The following is an 18,315-nucleotide window of genomic DNA, read 5'->3' on the forward strand; positions in this document are numbered from 1 at the left end:
GTAATATTACAAGTCACGAATTACATTTTAAAGTTAGATTTATTTAGATTTTAAAATTTTATTTTTTATTAATAAACAACTCAATCAATCATTTTGTGACATCGTTTGTCGTAAATAAGCTTCTATAAATGGCGCAATATCTCCATCCATTACTGCATCTACCTTAGCAGTCTCTTCATTTGTACGATGATCTTTTACCATAGAATATGGATGGAATACATACGAACGAATTTGACTACCCCATCCTATTTCTTTTTGTTCACCACGAATTTCTGCCATTTCACGTTCTTGCTCTTCTAACTTCAATTGATATAATTTAGATTTCAACATTTTCATTGCAGCTTCACGGTTCTTGATTTGAGAACGTTCATTTTGGTTATTCACTACAATTCCGGTTGGATGATGGGTAATACGGATTGCAGACTCTGTTTTATTGATATGTTGTCCACCTGCACCTGATGCTCTAAATGTATCTACTGTAATATCATCAGGATTAATTTCTATTTCTATCTCATCATTATCAAATTCTGGTATAACATCACAAGAAGCAAATGACGTATGACGTCTTCCAGATGAATCAAAAGGTGAAATTCTTACAAGTCGGTGTACTCCTTTTTCTGCTTTTAAGTAACCGTAGGCGTTATGACCTTTAATCAATAATGTAACGCTTTTTACTCCCGCTTCATCACCTGGTAAATAATCGATGGTTTCTATTTTAAAGCCTTGTTGTTCACCATATCTTTGGTACATTCTTAATAACATGCTAGCCCAGTCTTGAGATTCGGTCCCTCCAGCACCAGGATGCAACTCTAAAATAGCATTATTTGCATCATGTGGACCATCTAATAATAATTGTAATTCAAACTGATCGATTTGTTCTCTGAATGATACAATATCTTGTTCTAAATCTTCTTTGATTTCATCATCATATTCCTCTTGAAGTAATTCCCATGTTGCATCCATATCTTCTAATTTATGATTGAGCTCATAGTAACCATTAACTATCGATTTTAATGCATTATTTTTATCAATAACATCTTGAGCTTTATTTTGGTTATCCCAAAAGTCTGGTTCTGTCATCATTTCTTCATATTCTTGAATATTTGTTTCTTTATTTTCTAAGTCAAAGAGACCCCCTAATTTGTTCTAAATCATTATTATATTCATCAATATTACGTTTGATTTCTGATAATTCCACTATATATGTCTCCTTTATTTATAAATTCTTTAAATAAAATACGAGATCGCGACAAAAGCTTTTAAATGATAAGCAATATACGTCTCGATCTCGCCTAATTATAATTACTTGATATTAATCTTCTTTACCATGGCAATTTTTATATTTTTTACCACTACCACAAGGACAAGGATCATTACGTCCGATTTTTTCACCTTTTACAATAGGTTGTTTTTTTGCTTTTTCTTTGCCATCTTCAGCAGATACGTGTTGTGCCTTGCCAAAATCTGTTGTTTTTTCACGTTCAACTTGTTCGTCTACTTGAATAACAGATTTTAATATATATTTAGACGTATCTTCTTCAATAGCTTGCATCATTAAGTCAAATAACTCGTGTCCTTCATTTTGGTAATCACGAAGTGGATTTTGTTGTGCATATGAACGTAAGTGTATACCTTGGCGTAACTGATCCATTGTATCAATATGGTCAGTCCAATGAGTATCAATAGAACGTAATAAAATCATACGTTCAAATTCAGGCATTTGATCTCCAATTTTTTCTTTTTGGCTTTCATAACCTTTTTCAATTTTAGTCCATACTACTTCAAAAATGTCTTCAGAATCTTTACCTTTAATTTCTTCTTCAGTTAATTCTCCTTCTTGAATAAACACATCATTAACATAATTTATAAATGGTCCATAATCAGGATTATCGTCTTCATCGTTAATATAGTAGTTAATCGCTCTCTGTAAAGTAGTACGCATCATCGCAATAACAATTTCTGAACTATCTTCTGAATCTATAATGCTATTACGTTCATTATAAATAATTTCACGTTGTTTACGTAATACTTCATCATACTCGAGAATACGTTTACGTGCATCAAAGTTATTTCCTTCAACACGTTTTTGAGCTGATTCAACTGCGCGTGAAACCATTTTAGATTCTATTGGCGTTGAATCATCCATACCTAAACGATTCATCATTTTTTGAAGTCTTTCAGAACCAAAACGAACCATTAATTCATCTTGTAATGATAAGTAGAAACGACTATCCCCTTTATCTCCTTGACGACCTGAACGACCACGTAATTGATCATCAATACGACGAGATTCATGTCTTTCAGTGCCTATTACTGCAAGGCCACCTATTTCTTCTACGCCTTCACCTAATTTAATGTCTGTTCCACGTCCAGCCATATTAGTAGCAATAGTAACTGCACCTTTTTGTCCTGCATTGGCTACAATTTCAGCTTCTCTTTCATGATTCTTCGCATTTAATACATCATGACGTATACCGCGTTTTTTCAATAAATTTGAAATGTATTCACTTGTTTCTACTGCAACAGTACCTAATAAAACTGGTTGTCCTTGTTTATGTTTTTCAACCACATCGTCTACAACTGCATCAAACTTTCCTTTTTGACTAATATAAATTAAATCAGACTTATCTTGACGTTGAACAGGTTTGTTCGTTGGAATTTGAGTTACTGTCATATTATAGATATTACGGAACTCTTCCTCTTCAGTTTTAGCAGTCCCAGTCATTCCAGCTAATTTATTATACATACGGAAGTAGTTTTGGAAAGTAATTGAAGCCATTGTTTTAGATTCATTTTGAATTTTCACGCCTTCTTTAGCTTCAATAGCTTGATGCAATCCTTCAGAAAAACGACGTCCAGGCATTGTACGACCAGTGAATTGATCTACAATTAATACTTCTCCATCTACGACCATGTAATCGACATCGCGTTGTAAAGTCACATGTGCTCTTAAAGCAGTATTAATATGACTAATAATATCTACATTTTGAACATCATATAAATTATCAATTTTAAACATTCGTTCTGCTTTATCTGCACCTTGTTCTGTTAAATGAACAGCTTTTGTTTTTTCATCATATTTATAATCTTCATCCGCTTTTAACATCTTAGCAAAAACATTCGCTTGAGTATAAAGAGACGTTGACTTTTCAGCTTCACCTGAAATAATTAGCGGTGTTCTTGCCTCATCTATTAAAATAGAGTCAACCTCATCAATAATAGCAAAATGTAATGGTCTCATTACGCGTTCTTCCGCATAATTCACCATATTATCTCTTAAGTAATCAAAGCCTAATTCATTATTTGTACTATAAGTAATGTCTTTTGCGTATGCTTCACGTTTTTCTTCAGTAGATTTGCTATTTAGATTTAAACCAACTGTTAAACCTAAAAACTCATATAATTCAGCCATTTCTTCACTTTGAACACTAGATAAGTATTCATTGACTGTAATAACATGAACGCCTCGTCCTGCTAAAGCATTTAAATACGTTGGCATTGTCGCAGTTAATGTTTTACCTTCACCAGTTCTCATTTCTGCAATATCGCCTTTATGAATAGCAATACCACCCATAACTTGGACTTTATAAGGTGACATGTTAAATACACGTTTTGCACCTTCACGTACTAATGCAAATGCTTGTGGTAAAATTTTATCTAAATAGTCATTTTGTTTTTTTACATCTTCAATTGCTTGTGCTTCTTCTTGAAATTGCTTTGTTTTATTTCTGATTTCTTCGTCAGTTAAAATCGCCATTTTTTCCTCTAAAGCAAGTACTTCATCAGCTTTTTTACTTAAACGTTTCACTTCTTTCTTATTGCCGTCAACAATTTTTGATAAAAATCCCATTATGTTCGCTCCTTTAGCTAAAAAAACTGTTTGGCCTACAACAATTTATAATATCATTTATAAGTTCAAATTTATACTTAAATACTCATATAAACGATATGCTTAATTGTGTACAATAATTACTTTTATATTTAAACTTTCTTTCTATTTCAAAAAACTTACTATCCTTTAATTTTTAATTACCTCATTACATTAGCATAGCATGATTATACCGTCCATGAATAAGTGTAAAATAGCTAGTTGATAGTAGCTTCATACTCATTCTTCACATTGTACGATACATATAATATTTATTATTCTCTTCTAAATAATAAAAGTACCTGGGACATCAACTTGTCTCAGGTACCTTTAAACAAGGGAGTAGTCATTGACTGAATTGAATACGTGCCTATGTCATGCATTTTCAATTCTAGTCATAGCTCCTCTCATACTTAAACTTTCGTAAAGAACGTCTACATTCAACTATTCAGTTGTTTCAATCAGACCATATTTACCATCTTTACGTCGATACACAATACTTGTACCATCTGTTTCACGATCTGTAAAAATGTAAAAATCATGCCCTAATAAATCCATTTGTAATACTGCTTCTTCAGAATCCATTGGTTTTAAGCTAAACTGTTTAGAACGAATAATTTCTATTTCATTCTCATTTGATGATTCAGAAGTCGCTTCCACATCCTCATTCACTACTGTTTGTTGCTCAGCAATAAATGGTTCTGGTTCTCCATTATCTCTATTCTTACGATTCACACGCGTTTTATATTTACGAACTTGACGTTCTAATTTGCTTGTAACTAAATCAATGCCTGCGTATAAATCGTCGTGTCGTTCTTCAGCTCTCAATGTAACATTTTTCAAAGGAATTGTTACCTCGATTTTAGTAGCTGAATTTTGATACGTTTTAACTTTTACATGTGCAACTGCATTTGGCACATTATTAAAATAACGTTCAAGTTTACCAATTTTTTCCTCAATATAGTTGCGGATAGCATCTGTAATAGTGAGGTTATCTCCATGAATTTCAAATCTAATCATAGTTATCTCTCCTTTAACCTCTAATATTGGTATTCTTACTATTATAATATCATGTTTAAGTCATCTTGAAAACGCAAACACTTTGAATTTTCTGACTTTTTTATTACATAATACACTCCCCGCATAATGAACTGTCAAACCGGTAGTATAGATATCATCAATCAGTAAAATATTTTTATTCGTAATATCTATATTTTCTTTAAGATAGAACGGATTGTCAGCTTTAAATCGCTCTCTTTTTCCAAGTCTTGATTGCTTAGGTCGTGAACGTGTTCCTAATAATTCTATATAGCTTACCCCCATTTTGTCCAAAACAGTGGTTACTGGATTAAACGTTCGATGTTCATCTCTTTTATAAGGGGATGGGATAGGGACAATATAGTCATATGACGTTTTAGGCAATGTTAACTTTGAAGCTAAAACCTCAGCTAAATAGTAATCCTTCATAAATTTGTAATGATGAATCGTTTCTTTCATTATTCCATCATATTTATATTCACAATACAGTTGTGACATTAGAGTAAATTGTTGATTGAGACATTTACAGTCTAAACATTCATCACTTACTTTTATTTTATAATTAAGACATCTTGTACATCTTTTTTTATCATTGATATCAAGTTTAATGGCTTGCCATTGTTTTGTGCATGTTTCACAAAATTGTTGTGGTGATTTATAAAAATTAAATATAGATAGTTCTTCGTGAATAGGAGTAGCACACTGAATACATTTATTCATCAATCCACCCTCTTTGAATCCCTAATTTATTCATTTTTGTAATATCTTTTTTAGCCATCAACATTGATATACTCACACCTTCATGAAGAAATAATACCTTTCCTGTGGGAGCTTCTTGTTTACGTCCAACTCTTCCAGCAATTTGTACTAATGCAGCCTTTTCAAATGTATCTGCATTAATTACGATAACGTCTAATTGAGCCATAGTAAATCCACGTTCTAAAATTGTTGTTGTAAAAACAATTCGATGTTTTCCTTCACGAAGTGCTTTCACTTTTTCAAAACGTAAAGCATCTTCACTTGAAATACATATCAAATCTGAAAATATTTTTTTATAGTATTCGGATATCTTAATCATATTTTCTATATTATTAAAAAATACTAACGTAAATCTTTTATGTTCAATCTGATTTAATAACATGTACTTTAAAAAACTTTGAGTACGATTCATATTTAATTTAAAATATTTAAATTTTGGAACTGGTAATGGGTGTCTATGAAAGCGAGCAGGTAACTGTATAATGCGATGTTTTGGTATTTGATGCAGTAAATGTCTAGGTGGCGTTGCAGTCATATAAATCAATGTAGATAGCGGTTTAGCCGCTTGTTTAATAGCATTTTGTAGATGATGATCCATAGGAAGCGGAAATGCATCAACTTCATCGACAAAAATAACTTCAAAGTGATTTTTAAATCGATATAGTTGATGGATAGTACAAATTACAAAATGTCCGTTATATTGTTGTTTACTTGATTGATGCAATACGTCAATATTTTCTTTCAAAAAAACTTCTTTAATACGCTGGCTAATCTCTATTACTACATCTACTCTTGGAGAGATGACTGCTACATTAAATCCTCTTTTACGTGATAAGCTAATACCCTCATATATCATCTCTGTTTTTCCTGCACCAGTTACCGCATATAATAGTAAGTTTTCACAGTTTTCTATAGCAGATAAGATTTTTTCAGATGCATAACATTGCTGTTCAGATAATTTAAAAGATAATGTATATAATCCCTCTGATTTAACATTTTTACTTTTAATGATTTTATATTCAGTAATATTATCCATTCTTCCTAGATGTATACATTGTCGACAATATATTACTTCTTTATTAAGAATAGAGGAAAAATATTGATAGAAATGAGCACTATCTTCATTACCACATTGAATACATCGATATCCTTTTGAACTCTTTACGATACCTAACGTTTTCTCACTGATTATTTCATCTTTTAATTCTATTTCTGAAGATACTAATCTTCCATAATATTTAATATTTCATCACTTCCTTATTAAAATAAAAAAAGTCTAATCGAAAAGGAGATGGGTACCTTAGCCCTCCATGTTCTCACTTTTAACGATTAGACCTTCATCTTATTCGATTACAATTTTTCTTGGGAAATATCCAACTCCGATTCCACCTGAACCTAAATGAGATGCAATGACTGGTCCATATTCACAATATTGAATATTAATGTTTGAATATTTCTCTTTTAATTTAGCACAAAAATCTTTACCCTCTTTTGTTTTATCTCCATTAATCACAAACACTGTTACATCATTAATATTTTTCGCAATATCAAGTGCATGTTGTTCTATAGAATTATAAGCTCGCTTACGTGTACGTACTTTTTCTAAAGGATGAATTTTTCCATCTTCTTCAAACTTAAGCACTGGCTTCATTTGTAAAAGTGTTCCAATCCATGCTTGGGCACCAGTAATACGACCACTTTTTTGTAAATTTTTTAAATCATCAACAAATAAGTATGCACCTGTATCTTTACGAATAGACGTTAATTCCTCAATAATTTCGTTAGGGGTTGCTCCGTCTTCAATCAATTTTAATGTATAAATCACATAGCTGCCTTCAACCATAGAAGCTAATCTTGTATCAAATGTGTGGACTTGAATGCCATCTACCATTTCACCTGCTTGTGTTGCTGATTGATAACTCCCACTAATACCACTTGATAAATTAAAGACGATAACATCTGTATAACCTTTATCTCTCAATTCCTCGTAGTTCTTTATCCATTCACCAATAGCTGGTTGACTTGTTGTAGGAATTGTTTTAGATGCGGCCATTTTTTTATAAAAAGATTCTTTTGAAAGATCTGGATGTTCAGTAAATGTTTCCCCATCATCAAATGTTACACTCAGTGGTGCAACTGGTATCTGATATTTTTCAATAATATGTTTTGGCAGATTCGCAGTAGAGTCTGTCATTACTGCAATTTTCATAATCGTCCTCCTCAATTATACTCACCAGTATTATAAATTATTTTAATAAAAAAGGAAATTCATAATCAATTATTTATCTAAAAGAAAACAAACGTGTATAATAAAATTCATATTAATCATATCGTGGAGGTATTTATCAATTGAGTGATCGTGTTATTACTATAAAAAAAGAACATATTATTGAAAATACAATTAATAAATCTCGATTTATTGCTCATATCAAACCTGTTTCCTCAGAAGATGAGGCTAAGATGTTTATAGAAGAAGTAAAACAAACTCATAAAGAAGCAACACATAATTGTTCTGCATACACTGTTGGCAATCAAATGAATATACAAAAAGCCAACGATGATGGAGAACCAACAGGAACAGCAGGTATTCCTATGCTTGAAATATTAAAAAAACTGGATATTCACAATGCTTGTGTGGTAGTTACTCGGTATTTTGGTGGCATTAAACTTGGCGGTGGCGGATTAATTCGTGCATATAGTGGTGCAGTACGAGATGTGATTTACGATATCGGCCGTGTAGAATTAAGAAATGCTATTCCCACTACTGTTACCATTAATTATGACTTAACAGGTAAATTTGAGTATGAACTTGCTTCAACTTCTTTTTTTCTAAGAGACAAAGTTTACACTGATAAAGTGAGTTATAAGATTGATGTTTTAGAAACAGAATACGATTCATTTATCGAATTTTTAAACCGTAATACAGCAAGTCAATATGATTTAGAAAAAGATACACCTAAGCAATTACCTTTTGATATTGAAACAAATTAATTAAATTACAAAAGCCAGCAAACGCTTAAGATTGCTGGCTTTTGTAAATAAGTGAATAAAAATATTATTTATAGTTTGTCTTATGGCGAGATGCATCGTCATTTTTTTTAGAAATTAAATTAAGAATAGGACGATAACTATCATCTATTAAACCAGTAAATTCAACGATGAGTTCAATTGTGATGACGATTAAGATAAACATTAGTAATACACCTAATGGTTGAGATAAATACAATATAATACTCGATAAACTAAACATAATCGCAATAGAGTATATCAGTAATACTGTTTGACGATGTGTATATCCTAATGCAAGAAGTTTATGATGTAAATGTGATTTATCTGCTTGCATAATGTGTTGACCATTTCTCACTCTTCTAATCATTGCAAATAAGGTATCAATAAATGGTACCGCTAAAATAACAATTGGGAAGAATAAAGAAATAAATGTGATATTTTTAAAACCTAGTAAGGATAAAAAGCCAATAATAAATCCAATCATTAATGCTCCACTATCGCCTAAAAAGATTGTAGCAGGATGGAAATTAAAGAATAAGAAGCCAAGTAACGCGCCAATCAGCAAACTACAAATCATAATGATAAATACATTTCCTTGTAATATAGCTATGAAACCAATGGTAGTTAAACCAATAACTGACACACCTGATGCCAAACCATCTAAACCATCTATTAAATTTATTGCATTTGTTATTGCTACAATCCATATAATTGTAATCGGTATACTTAAAATACCAAAATGAATGGTTGGACCAATTGGAAAAGAAATAAAATCTATGGTAATCCCGTAAAAAACAACAACTGATGCCGCTATAATTTGTCCAATTAACTTTAAAATTGGCTTCAAATCATAAATATCATCAATGATGCCTACAAAATACATAATAATTAAACCAATTACCAAAGGTTTAACTGCCCTCTCTATGGGATGGCCTAACCATAAACCAATAAGAAATGAAAGTAGTATGACAGTACCTCCCATGACTGATACTGGTTTTGTATGTACTTTTCTATAGTTAGGTCGATCTACTAAATTAAATTTAAAAGAAACCTTTATTATAATAGGCGTTATTATTAAACTGATTACCAATGTTACAACAATAAGTAATAAAGTATACATCAGTTCACCTTCAATATATTCCTGTTATTTTTTCATCTATACTATTTAAACAATTATTATCAATTTTTTAAATTAGACTATAGTAGTATATATACTTTTTCAATTTTATATATTATTAGTCTGTTTATTTTCTTCGTAATAATCTATTCATTAAACAGACCACTTTTAATCATGTATCATAAACTAATTAAAATTAATTGTAAATTTTTTGTAAAGATACGTATTTTTTATATCATATCATTTTGTTATAAATTTGAACATGAAAGTCTATCTGAAATTCATAATATATATTTTATAACAAACAACTTAATGACAAATAGTAAGTTTTCACTTACAATTACTAATGGTTAATTTAAAGGAGTCGATCCCAATATGTTTGAAGCAACTATTTACAATATTGCCGTTATGGTAGCTGGAATTTATTTATTCCATCGATTACAATATTCAGAAAATAAAATCATGATATTTTCTAAAGGTTATGTCACAATTTTAATGACTTTGGTGGCATTACTAATAACAGCTTACCCTATTCCTTTTCATCATCAATATCTTATTCGTCTAACTTTTGTTCCGTTACTATTCCTTGGTCGCTATACAAACGTCGGTTACACTTTTATTGCCTCACTTATCATAAGTCTAGTGGATATATTTTTATTCGGAAATTCATTTTTTTATAGCGTCGTTCTTATTATAATAGGTATTATTGTTAGTTTAATTGGGCCGTTTCTTAAAAAAAATGATATTATTGCTTTAATTATTTTAAATGCTATCAGTATTGTTATTATTTTTGTTTTATCTATCTTCACAACTTTATATGATTTAACTGAATTAATTATACTTATACCTATTTCATTCGTACTAACGATTACTTCTGCTGTTACCTTTGTTGATATCTGGCATTTCTTTTCGCTTGTTACACGGTACGAAAATGAGGATAAGTATGATTATTTAACAGGTTTAGGTAATGTAAAAGAATTTGATAGACATTTAAATAAGATTTCTCAAAAAGCCGAAATAGAACATACTAGTCTCGCACTTTTACTCGTTGACATTGACGGATTTAAAGATGTTAATGATACATATACTCATAAAGCAGGAGACGCTGTACTAAAACAAATGTCTCAATTGCTTAAAAATTATGTACCACATCAATTTAAAATCTTCCGTAATGGCGGTGAAGAATTTTCTATTGTCATCTTCGATTATTCTTTAGATCAAAGTGTGAAACTTGCTGAAAATATTAGGATGGCAGTCGAAAAATCTTCGTTCCATTTACCTAATAAGGAAGTTATAAAACTATCTGTATCTATTGGCGTTGGTTATTTATCTCCAGATGAATATAAATCTCAACGTAAAGTATTTAAAGACGCCGATGATATGGTCCATGTAGCTAAAAAAGAAGGTCGTAATCAAGTAATGTTTAATCCTATAATTAAATTATAGACGTTACGATTTAATTTGAGATGGAACGTGGAATTCGAAATGAATTCTGTTGCATCTCTTTTTTATACTCTTTTAACATCTATATTATTTATTTGTTATTCTACTTTTAAAATGTCTGATTTAGTAATAAAGTATTAATACAAGCGAAGAATATTATAGATATACACGAAAATCATTATATATTTTAATTATTGTGGGGGTGCTTTTATGAATAATTCAATCACTATTATCGATGAAAATAAGGTGATTGATGTTGTATTAATAGCTGGTCGCATTCTCTTAGAATCTGGAGCTGAAACTTACCGTGTTGAAGATACTATGAATCGAATTGCTCACAGTTATGGTTTAAATGATACATATAGCTTTGTCACATCGACCGCTATTATTTTCTCACTTAATGATCGAACAAATACAAGGCTTATAAGAATTAGAGATCGTACTACAGATTTAGAAAAAATTGCTCTTACAAATAGTCTTTCTAGAAAGATTGCTAAAAATGAGCTAACCATTGATGAAGCTAAATCAGAACTGATTCATTTAAGTAAAGCTTCATTACAATATTCTTTTTTATTGAATTTTTTTGCTGCGGCAATTGCATGTGGCTTTTTCTTACTCATGTTTGGCGGTGTTGTTTCTGATTGCTGGATTGCTATTTTAGCTGGCGGCGCTGCGTTCTTAACTTTTAGCTTTGTCCAGCGTTTCATTCAAATTAAATTCTTTTCTGAATTTGTAGCATCAGCAGTAGTCATTACAATTGCTGTTACATTTACTAAACTAGGCATTGCTACAAATCAAAATATTATAACAATTTCTAGTGTTATGCCCTTAGTGCCTGGAATTTTAATTTGTAACGCTATTAGAGATTTAATGGCTGGCGAGCTACTTGCTGGAATGTCTCGTGGTGTAGAAGCTGCACTAACATCATTCGCTATTGGTGCAGGCGTAGCGATTGTTTTATTAATTCTTTAAGAAAGGCTGTTTATGTATGTTATTTTATCTATTTCATTTTGTTATCAGTTTTATTTCGACGGTACTTTTTTCTATTATATTTAATGCTCCTAAACGACTTTTGCTTGCTTGTGGATTTGTCGGCGCCTTAGCTTGGACAATTTATCAATATACCGTAGATATGGATTTAGGAAAAGTTGGCGCTGCTTTTTTAGGTAGTTTAATTCTTGGTTTATTAAGTCATGTGATGAGTCGACGCTATAAAAGACCCGTGATTATCTTCATTGTGCCAGGTATAATCCCTCTTGTTCCTGGTGGTACAGCATATGAAGCAACACGATTTTTAGTATCTAATGACTATACTCATGCTGTGAATACATTTCTAGAGGTCACATTAATTTCTGGTTCAATTGCTTTTGGGATATTGGTAGCAGAAATTCTCTACTATATTTACACACGTATTAAGCAATTTTATGGTAAAATCAAAGGAAAAACGTATAGAAAATCTTACAATATGAACAATAGAGTCTAAGGGGATGTTTCGTTATGAAAGTACAGATTATAGATAGATTATCAAGATATGTAAAAATAGATACACAATCAAATCCCGAATCGAAATCGACGCCTTCTACTGAAAAACAATGGGATTTATTACATTTATTACAAAAAGAACTGCAAGACTTTGGATTAGAAACAGAATTGGATAATAATGGTTATCTGTTTGCCACTTTAGAAAGTAACATAGAAAAAGAAGTTCCTACGGTCGGTTTCTTAGCACATGTAGATACCTCACCAGATTTTAATGCGACAAATGTTAATCCTCAGATTATAGAAGATTATAATGGTCAACCTATTAAATTAGGTCAAACAAATCGAGTATTAAGTCAAGATGTATTTCCAGAACTTAAAAAATTAGAAGGTCACACTCTAATGATTACAGATGGTACATCTTTACTCGGTGCCGATGATAAAGCAGGTGTTGTAGAAATTATGGAAGCAGTAAAATACTTGCAGACCCATCCAGAAATTAAACATGGTCGCATACGTATAGCTTTTACACCTGATGAAGAAATAGGTCGTGGTCCTCACAAGTTTAATGTGGAACGCTTTAATGCCGATTTTGCCTATACTATGGATGGCAGTGAGTTTGGAGAATTACAATTCGAAAGTTTTAATGCAGCAGAAGCAACAATCACTGCCCATGGTGTAAACGTTCATCCTGGTTCTGCAAAAAACGTAATGGTTAATGCTATTGGATTAGTACATCAATTCCATAGTCTACTACCTGCTAATGAAGTACCAGAACGTACAGAAGGTTATGAAGGATTCTATCATTTAATGAAAATAGAAGGAACAGTTGAAAAAGCTTCTTTACAATATATTATAAGAGATCACGATAGAAAATCTTTTGAACTTAAAAAGAAAAAACTTTTAGAAATTCGTGATGATATTAATATTCATTATGAAGGTTATCCAGTAAAAGTAGATATCGAAGACCAATACTACAATATGGCTGAACAAATTAAGCCACATCCGTATATTATTGATATTCCTAAAAAAGTATTTGCAGATTTAGAGATAAAACCAAATACTGCGCCTATACGTGGTGGTACTGATGGTTCTCAGCTTTCATTTAAAGGTTTACCTACACCTAATATTTTTACAGGATGTGGAAACTTCCATGGTCCATTTGAATATGCTTCTATCGATGTAATGGAAAAAGCAGTACAAGTGATTATTGGTATTGCTCAAGAAGTAACACAATATGAAAAATAATAAATAAAAAAAGTTTAGTTCATTCTTTGAACTAAACTTTTTTATTTATTTTATTCCCTTAGCTGTAGTTTTTAATAATCGTAAAGCTTGAACTGTATAATGTCTAATTTGAAGACCCATTTTAAAATCTGTGTATGTTTTCGGCATTTCAATAAATGTGTTAAACATGGCTGTTACGCGATGATGATTAAATATATCAAACTTATCATTAGTCGCACAAATTGCAATAGATGGTTTGTGATATTTTTCTGTAAGTTCCGCAATAGTCAATGTGGTTGTTTCAAGCATATGATCTTCTTCTTTTAAACCCTCTCCAAAGATAATTAAATCTGCCTGAGATACTAACTCATCTAAATGTGTAATTTGATTTACTAGTTCATGACTCGTTAAAATTTCTGTGTTGTATAATGCTTTCAACACCGCAGCTATACCGCCACCGGCTCCGCCACGTTCAATAGGTCCTAAAGCAATATGTAATTCATTTTTCATAATCTCATTTAAGTACCAAATTAAATTATCAATTTCCACTGCTTTTTTGTGTGGAATTTGATGGTTATAGCTTAATTTCATAATTTCACTATTTTTTCCATACAACTTACTAGAAAAATCCGTCATCACTTGTAGTCTGACATTTTCCAATGTACTAGGCAGTCCAGAAATGTCAATATGACGAATGAACTTGATCATTTGTGCGCCTTCTCGTGCGTCAAGTTCTCTATTTTCATCATCATAAAATTTAGCTCCTAAAGCTTGTAGCATCCCTACGCCACCATCAAAACTATCCATACCACCTAAAGATATAATAATATGATCTGTGTCCTTGTTTAATGCATCTAAAATAACTTCTCCTAACCCAAAACTAGTACGTTGTTCAATTGCTTTATGACCTTTTGAAAATAAATTACTTTCAATAATTACAGTACCTTCTTCAGTTTGTCCATATATCGTTTCAATCTCATTCATATCGGCATCATGAACATTCACTTTATATTTTGTACCTGAGTGCCAAAGAAATACTGAATTTAATAATTCATGACGTCCGTTAAATAAAGGTACCTGTACAATATCTGCATGATCAATTTGACTTGCTATTGCCTCTTCCACATAACGATTCGCTTGATAACTCGAAATAATACCGTTAAATTCATCCATGGCTACTAAAATTTTCATTCTATTTTCACCTCATGCCACTTTCTATCTTTCTTAAATTCATACGTTATAACTTCACTTTCACATTATACATAGGTTCATCGCATATTTCATTTTTTACATTTTATAAATATAAAAGTCATTTAAAGTGATAAAAATGTAGATATAATAAAGAGCTGGTAACAAAAAATGTACCAGACTCTTAAATCGATATATTTATCTTTCTTACTCTTCAGCTTGTGCTAATGTAGATACATTAATATCACTGTGACTTGCATTCCATACAGCTTTTCCATCTACAAAATAAAAAGCTTGTGGTGATTCATGTTTCACATTTGTCTTTTCAGCAATATAATCAGAAAGTTTTCTTTCTTCTTGAACTACTAGATAATATCCATCTATGTCTCTTTCATATAAAAACTTATTAAATTGATCAAATGCTGCAGCTGAAATTGGACATGTGTCACTATGTTTTAATACAAATACATCGTTATGTTCTTCTAATACTTGTTCAAACTGGTCAATCGAACTCAGCTTTATAGCCATTCTATTCACCTCTAAATTTTTTAACTTTGTCCCTTTTTTTAAATTAAACTTCTCAATGGCTACAATTATACACATTTCATCATATAATGTTAACCAAAAATTTAAATTTAGGTTTTATTCGTTTTGCTATACTTTTTCTAATTTTGTTTTAAAGTTGTGATTTCCCTTACTTAAATCTTTACCCGTTTTAGGTAGTTTCTCAACATTAATTTTTGAAAGTTGATCTTCAATCTTAATAGTTGTTTCACGTGTCTCATAATAATTAAGTAAATTATAGTACATTTCTATCGCATTTTTACGAGCATTGTTTACATGTGAATCTGTAATATTAGTCTGATTTAAATCTTTAATCTGTTTTTGTATCAGTGGTTTTATATGCTCATTAATTGCTTTTGAAGTAGGATAATTATCCTTTTCTAAATATTTTTGAGCAGTTTTTCGTAAATTACGATTATTGTTTTCAATTTTAGATTTTAATAGATGTGCATTTTCTTGATTATTTGTTTTACGTATATCTTTTTCTACTAGTGCTCTATTTATTTCAAATGAATGTGTATAATTTAGAATTTTTTCATTTTCCACAACTGATTGATTATATAAATCTACAAATGATTTAATTTCATTTATAGATTGATGTTGCTTACTCACATGATTTAAATAATCTTTCTTTAATTGACGAGTTTTATTTGTCTTAGCCGGAAGATGTTTAGCTTCTTTTTCATACTCTTTAAACTCAGGCACTAAACGGTGATTTATATTTTTCTGTAGTCGTTCAAATGACTTTTTATTTTTATCTGTTGTATCGGTTTTACTTATATCATTTAAACGGTTCAGCTCTAATTGATTCATCACTTTTTCCACGCTTTTTTGCTTGGTCTCTACTTTAGATAGGTGTTGTTTGAAGCGATTTAAATCTTCGTTATTATTCTGACCACAACCAGAAAGTATCAAACAGTATAGTGAACATAATGAAAGTATTATTAATTTTTTCATTTTTGCACTCCTAACACCCGTATTATACATAAAGTTATTTATATTGAAAATAAATTATGTTATAGTATTTCAGAATTTGTATCATTATTTAATTGAAGGAGTTACATATGTATGCATCTGTTCAATCATTTATAAATTGTCCCAACGTCAATGATTATCATCAGTTGTATGAAGACACTAAAGCTCTGTTATTTAACTTGTTAGATTCTCCAGTAAAATTCACACAACATATCGGGGGAACAAAACATTTTTCTTATCCCACAGAACCGATTTTAGATGTTTTAGTTGGAGTCAATAATCTCCATGATATTACCTCTCTTGATGAAAAGAGATTGAATTATGTAGGCTTTTATCGATTACACCATCCTTATAAAAAGAAAGTGATGATGGCAAAATTTGATAATATGATCAATCTTAAGCAAATAATACGATTACACATTATTCAAATAGATACGCCCTTATTCACTCAATATTTAGCTATAGATCACGTACTGTCTACACAAAAACACGTAGCACAGATGTTTTCTAATCAGAAAAATGAATTTATCAATTTAAATTCAACAATCCGATACTACGAAAACCAAAAACAGAAATTTTTTGATAATTTGTATCATACACTTTAATGATATACAAATTGTTTTAAACTCTTTTAGCAAAACATATGTAAAGTTGCTATAATAAAGTTTAGATTATAGAAGAGAAGAAAGGATGTACTTATGTTAGAACAAGAAGACATCTTAAAAGATTTAAAATCTTTAGTACCTGACAATATTATTAAAGTTAATGAACCGTTAAAACGTTATACATACACGAAAACTGGTGGAAATGCAGATTTTTACCTTTCACCTATCGAAAATGAACAAGTACAAACTATCGTACGTTATGCTCAAGAACATCAATTGCCTGTTACATATTTAGGGAATGGTTCAAATATTATTATTCGCGAAGGCGGTATCAGAGGTATTGTGATTAGTCTATTATCCCTTAATCATATTAATGTCTCAGATGATGCAATTATAGCAGGAAGCGGTGCAGCAATTATAGATGTATCGAGAGCGGCAAGAGATCACGTTCTTACCGGCTTAGAATTTGCTTGTGGCATTCCTGGTTCTGTTGGTGGTGCTGTTTATATGAATGCAGGCGCCTATGGAGGAGAAATTAAAGATTGCATCGATTATGCTTTATGTGTAAATGAACACGGCGATTTGATACAACTGACTAAAGAACAATTACATTTAGACTATAGAAACAGTGTCGTTCAAAAACAACATTTAGTAGTTCTTGAAGCAGCATTTACTTTAGAACCAGGTAACTTGAACGAGATTCAAGCTAAAATGGATGATCTTACAGAACGTCGTGAATCTAAACAACCACTTGAATACCCGTCATGCGGTAGTGTATTCCAACGTCCTCCAGGTCATTTTGCTGGAAAATTAATTCAAGATTCAAATCTTCAAGGTCATCGTATTGGTGGCGTAGAAGTCTCAACTAAACATGCTGGATTTATGGTAAATGTCGATAATGGTACAGCAACAGATTACGAGAATTTAATTCATCACGTACAAAAAGTCGTGAAAGAAAAATTTGATGTTGAATTACATCGTGAAGTTCGAATCATTGGCGAATATCCAAAGTCAGAGTAAATTCTCAATGTAAGGAGATGTGA

At 31.0% G+C, this 18,315-nt stretch carries 17 protein-coding genes; 7 read left to right on the forward strand and 10 right to left on the reverse strand.

The window, feature by feature from the left end; genetic code table 11:
* Positions 1-84: 84 nt before the first annotated feature.
* The 6 genes from prfB to fakB1 form a co-directional block, all read right to left on the reverse strand.
* A protein-coding gene (gene prfB / locus BDW25_RS03800) for a peptide chain release factor 2 (protein ID WP_100066499.1) occupies positions 85-1,198 on the reverse strand; the annotation gives its coding sequence in 2 pieces (ribosomal slippage) (positions 85-1,125 and positions 1,127-1,198; 1,113 coding nt in all).
* A gap of 114 nt (positions 1,199-1,312) precedes the next feature.
* Positions 1,313-3,850 carry a preprotein translocase subunit SecA gene (secA, locus tag BDW25_RS03805; protein WP_002448236.1) on the reverse strand — a complete coding sequence of 846 codons (2,538 nt, stop codon included), beginning with the start codon at positions 3,848-3,850 and terminating at the stop codon, positions 1,313-1,315.
* A 462-nt stretch (positions 3,851-4,312) separates the two neighbouring features.
* Positions 4,313-4,888 (reverse strand): ribosome hibernation-promoting factor, HPF/YfiA family, encoded by a 576-nt coding sequence (hpf, locus tag BDW25_RS03810; RefSeq protein WP_002448103.1) that lies wholly within the window; start codon positions 4,886-4,888, stop codon positions 4,313-4,315.
* Positions 4,889-4,948: 60 nt separating this feature from the next.
* Positions 4,949-5,626, reverse strand: a complete 678-nt coding sequence (locus BDW25_RS03815) for a ComF family protein (RefSeq protein ID WP_002448152.1) — start codon at positions 5,624-5,626, stop codon at positions 4,949-4,951.
* Positions 5,619-6,701, reverse strand: coding sequence for a DNA/RNA helicase (locus tag BDW25_RS03820; RefSeq protein ID WP_002448127.1), 1,083 nt, complete (start codon positions 6,699-6,701; stop codon positions 5,619-5,621). The genes BDW25_RS03815 and BDW25_RS03820 overlap by 8 nt, the downstream gene beginning before the upstream one ends.
* A gap of 306 nt (positions 6,702-7,007) precedes the next feature.
* On the reverse strand, positions 7,008-7,874 hold the full coding sequence (fakB1, locus tag BDW25_RS03825) for a fatty acid kinase binding subunit FakB1 (RefSeq protein WP_002448078.1): 867 nt from the start codon (positions 7,872-7,874) through the stop codon (positions 7,008-7,010).
* A gap of 140 nt (positions 7,875-8,014) precedes the next feature.
* Between fakB1 and BDW25_RS03830 the strand changes: the two genes are divergently transcribed.
* Complete coding sequence (locus BDW25_RS03830) at positions 8,015-8,656, forward strand: YigZ family protein (RefSeq protein ID WP_002448090.1); 642 nt, start codon at positions 8,015-8,017, stop codon at positions 8,654-8,656.
* A 64-nt stretch (positions 8,657-8,720) separates the two neighbouring features.
* Here the strand turns inward: BDW25_RS03830 and BDW25_RS03835 are convergent, their stop codons facing one another.
* The gene (locus BDW25_RS03835; RefSeq protein ID WP_133944843.1) at positions 8,721-9,794 is read right to left on the reverse strand and encodes a glycosyltransferase family 4 protein; all 1,074 of its coding nucleotides are present in this window, start codon (positions 9,792-9,794) and stop codon (positions 8,721-8,723) included.
* A gap of 372 nt (positions 9,795-10,166) precedes the next feature.
* Here BDW25_RS03835 and gdpS point away from each other — a divergent pair, with 372 nt between their 5' ends.
* The 4 genes from gdpS (at position 10,167) to pepT (ending at position 13,961) form a co-directional block, all read left to right on the forward strand.
* On the forward strand, positions 10,167-11,237 hold the full coding sequence (gene gdpS, locus BDW25_RS03840; protein WP_002448119.1) for a GGDEF domain-containing protein GdpS: 1,071 nt from the start codon (positions 10,167-10,169) through the stop codon (positions 11,235-11,237).
* 207 nt (positions 11,238-11,444) lie between these two features.
* Positions 11,445-12,206, forward strand: coding sequence for a threonine/serine exporter family protein (locus BDW25_RS03845; RefSeq protein ID WP_002448186.1), 762 nt, complete (start codon positions 11,445-11,447; stop codon positions 12,204-12,206).
* A 16-nt stretch (positions 12,207-12,222) separates the two neighbouring features.
* A complete protein-coding gene (locus tag BDW25_RS03850; RefSeq protein ID WP_002448047.1) occupies positions 12,223-12,717 on the forward strand; it encodes a threonine/serine exporter family protein in 495 nt (164 codons plus the stop codon).
* A gap of 14 nt (positions 12,718-12,731) precedes the next feature.
* A complete protein-coding gene (gene pepT, locus BDW25_RS03855; protein WP_002448057.1) occupies positions 12,732-13,961 on the forward strand; it encodes a peptidase T in 1,230 nt (409 codons plus the stop codon).
* 45 nt (positions 13,962-14,006) lie between these two features.
* On the opposite strand, the gene BDW25_RS03860 is transcribed toward pepT, so the two are convergent.
* From BDW25_RS03860 to BDW25_RS03870, 3 genes are all read right to left on the reverse strand, one after another.
* Entirely contained in the window at positions 14,007-15,131 is a 1,125-nt protein-coding gene (locus tag BDW25_RS03860; protein WP_002449068.1) for a glycerate kinase, read from the reverse strand.
* A 204-nt stretch (positions 15,132-15,335) separates the two neighbouring features.
* Entirely contained in the window at positions 15,336-15,656 is a 321-nt protein-coding gene (gene ytxJ / locus BDW25_RS03865) for a bacillithiol system redox-active protein YtxJ (RefSeq protein ID WP_002449093.1), read from the reverse strand.
* 126 nt (positions 15,657-15,782) lie between these two features.
* Complete coding sequence (locus BDW25_RS03870; RefSeq protein ID WP_049335059.1) at positions 15,783-16,649, reverse strand: EMYY motif lipoprotein; 867 nt, start codon at positions 16,647-16,649, stop codon at positions 15,783-15,785.
* Between the two features lie 107 nt (positions 16,650-16,756).
* On the opposite strand from BDW25_RS03870, the gene BDW25_RS03875 reads away from it, so the two are divergent.
* Positions 16,757-17,272, forward strand: a complete 516-nt coding sequence (locus BDW25_RS03875; RefSeq protein WP_049335058.1) for a GrpB family protein — start codon at positions 16,757-16,759, stop codon at positions 17,270-17,272.
* A 93-nt stretch (positions 17,273-17,365) separates the two neighbouring features.
* Positions 17,366-18,292, forward strand: a complete 927-nt coding sequence (gene murB / locus BDW25_RS03880; protein WP_002455623.1) for a UDP-N-acetylmuramate dehydrogenase — start codon at positions 17,366-17,368, stop codon at positions 18,290-18,292.
* The last annotated feature ends 23 nt before the right edge of the window (positions 18,293-18,315 follow it).

It is taken from the genome of Staphylococcus sp. AtDRG32, from assembly GCF_004365845.1.
Taxonomy (GTDB): Bacteria; Bacillota; Bacilli; order Staphylococcales; family Staphylococcaceae; genus Staphylococcus; species Staphylococcus hominis.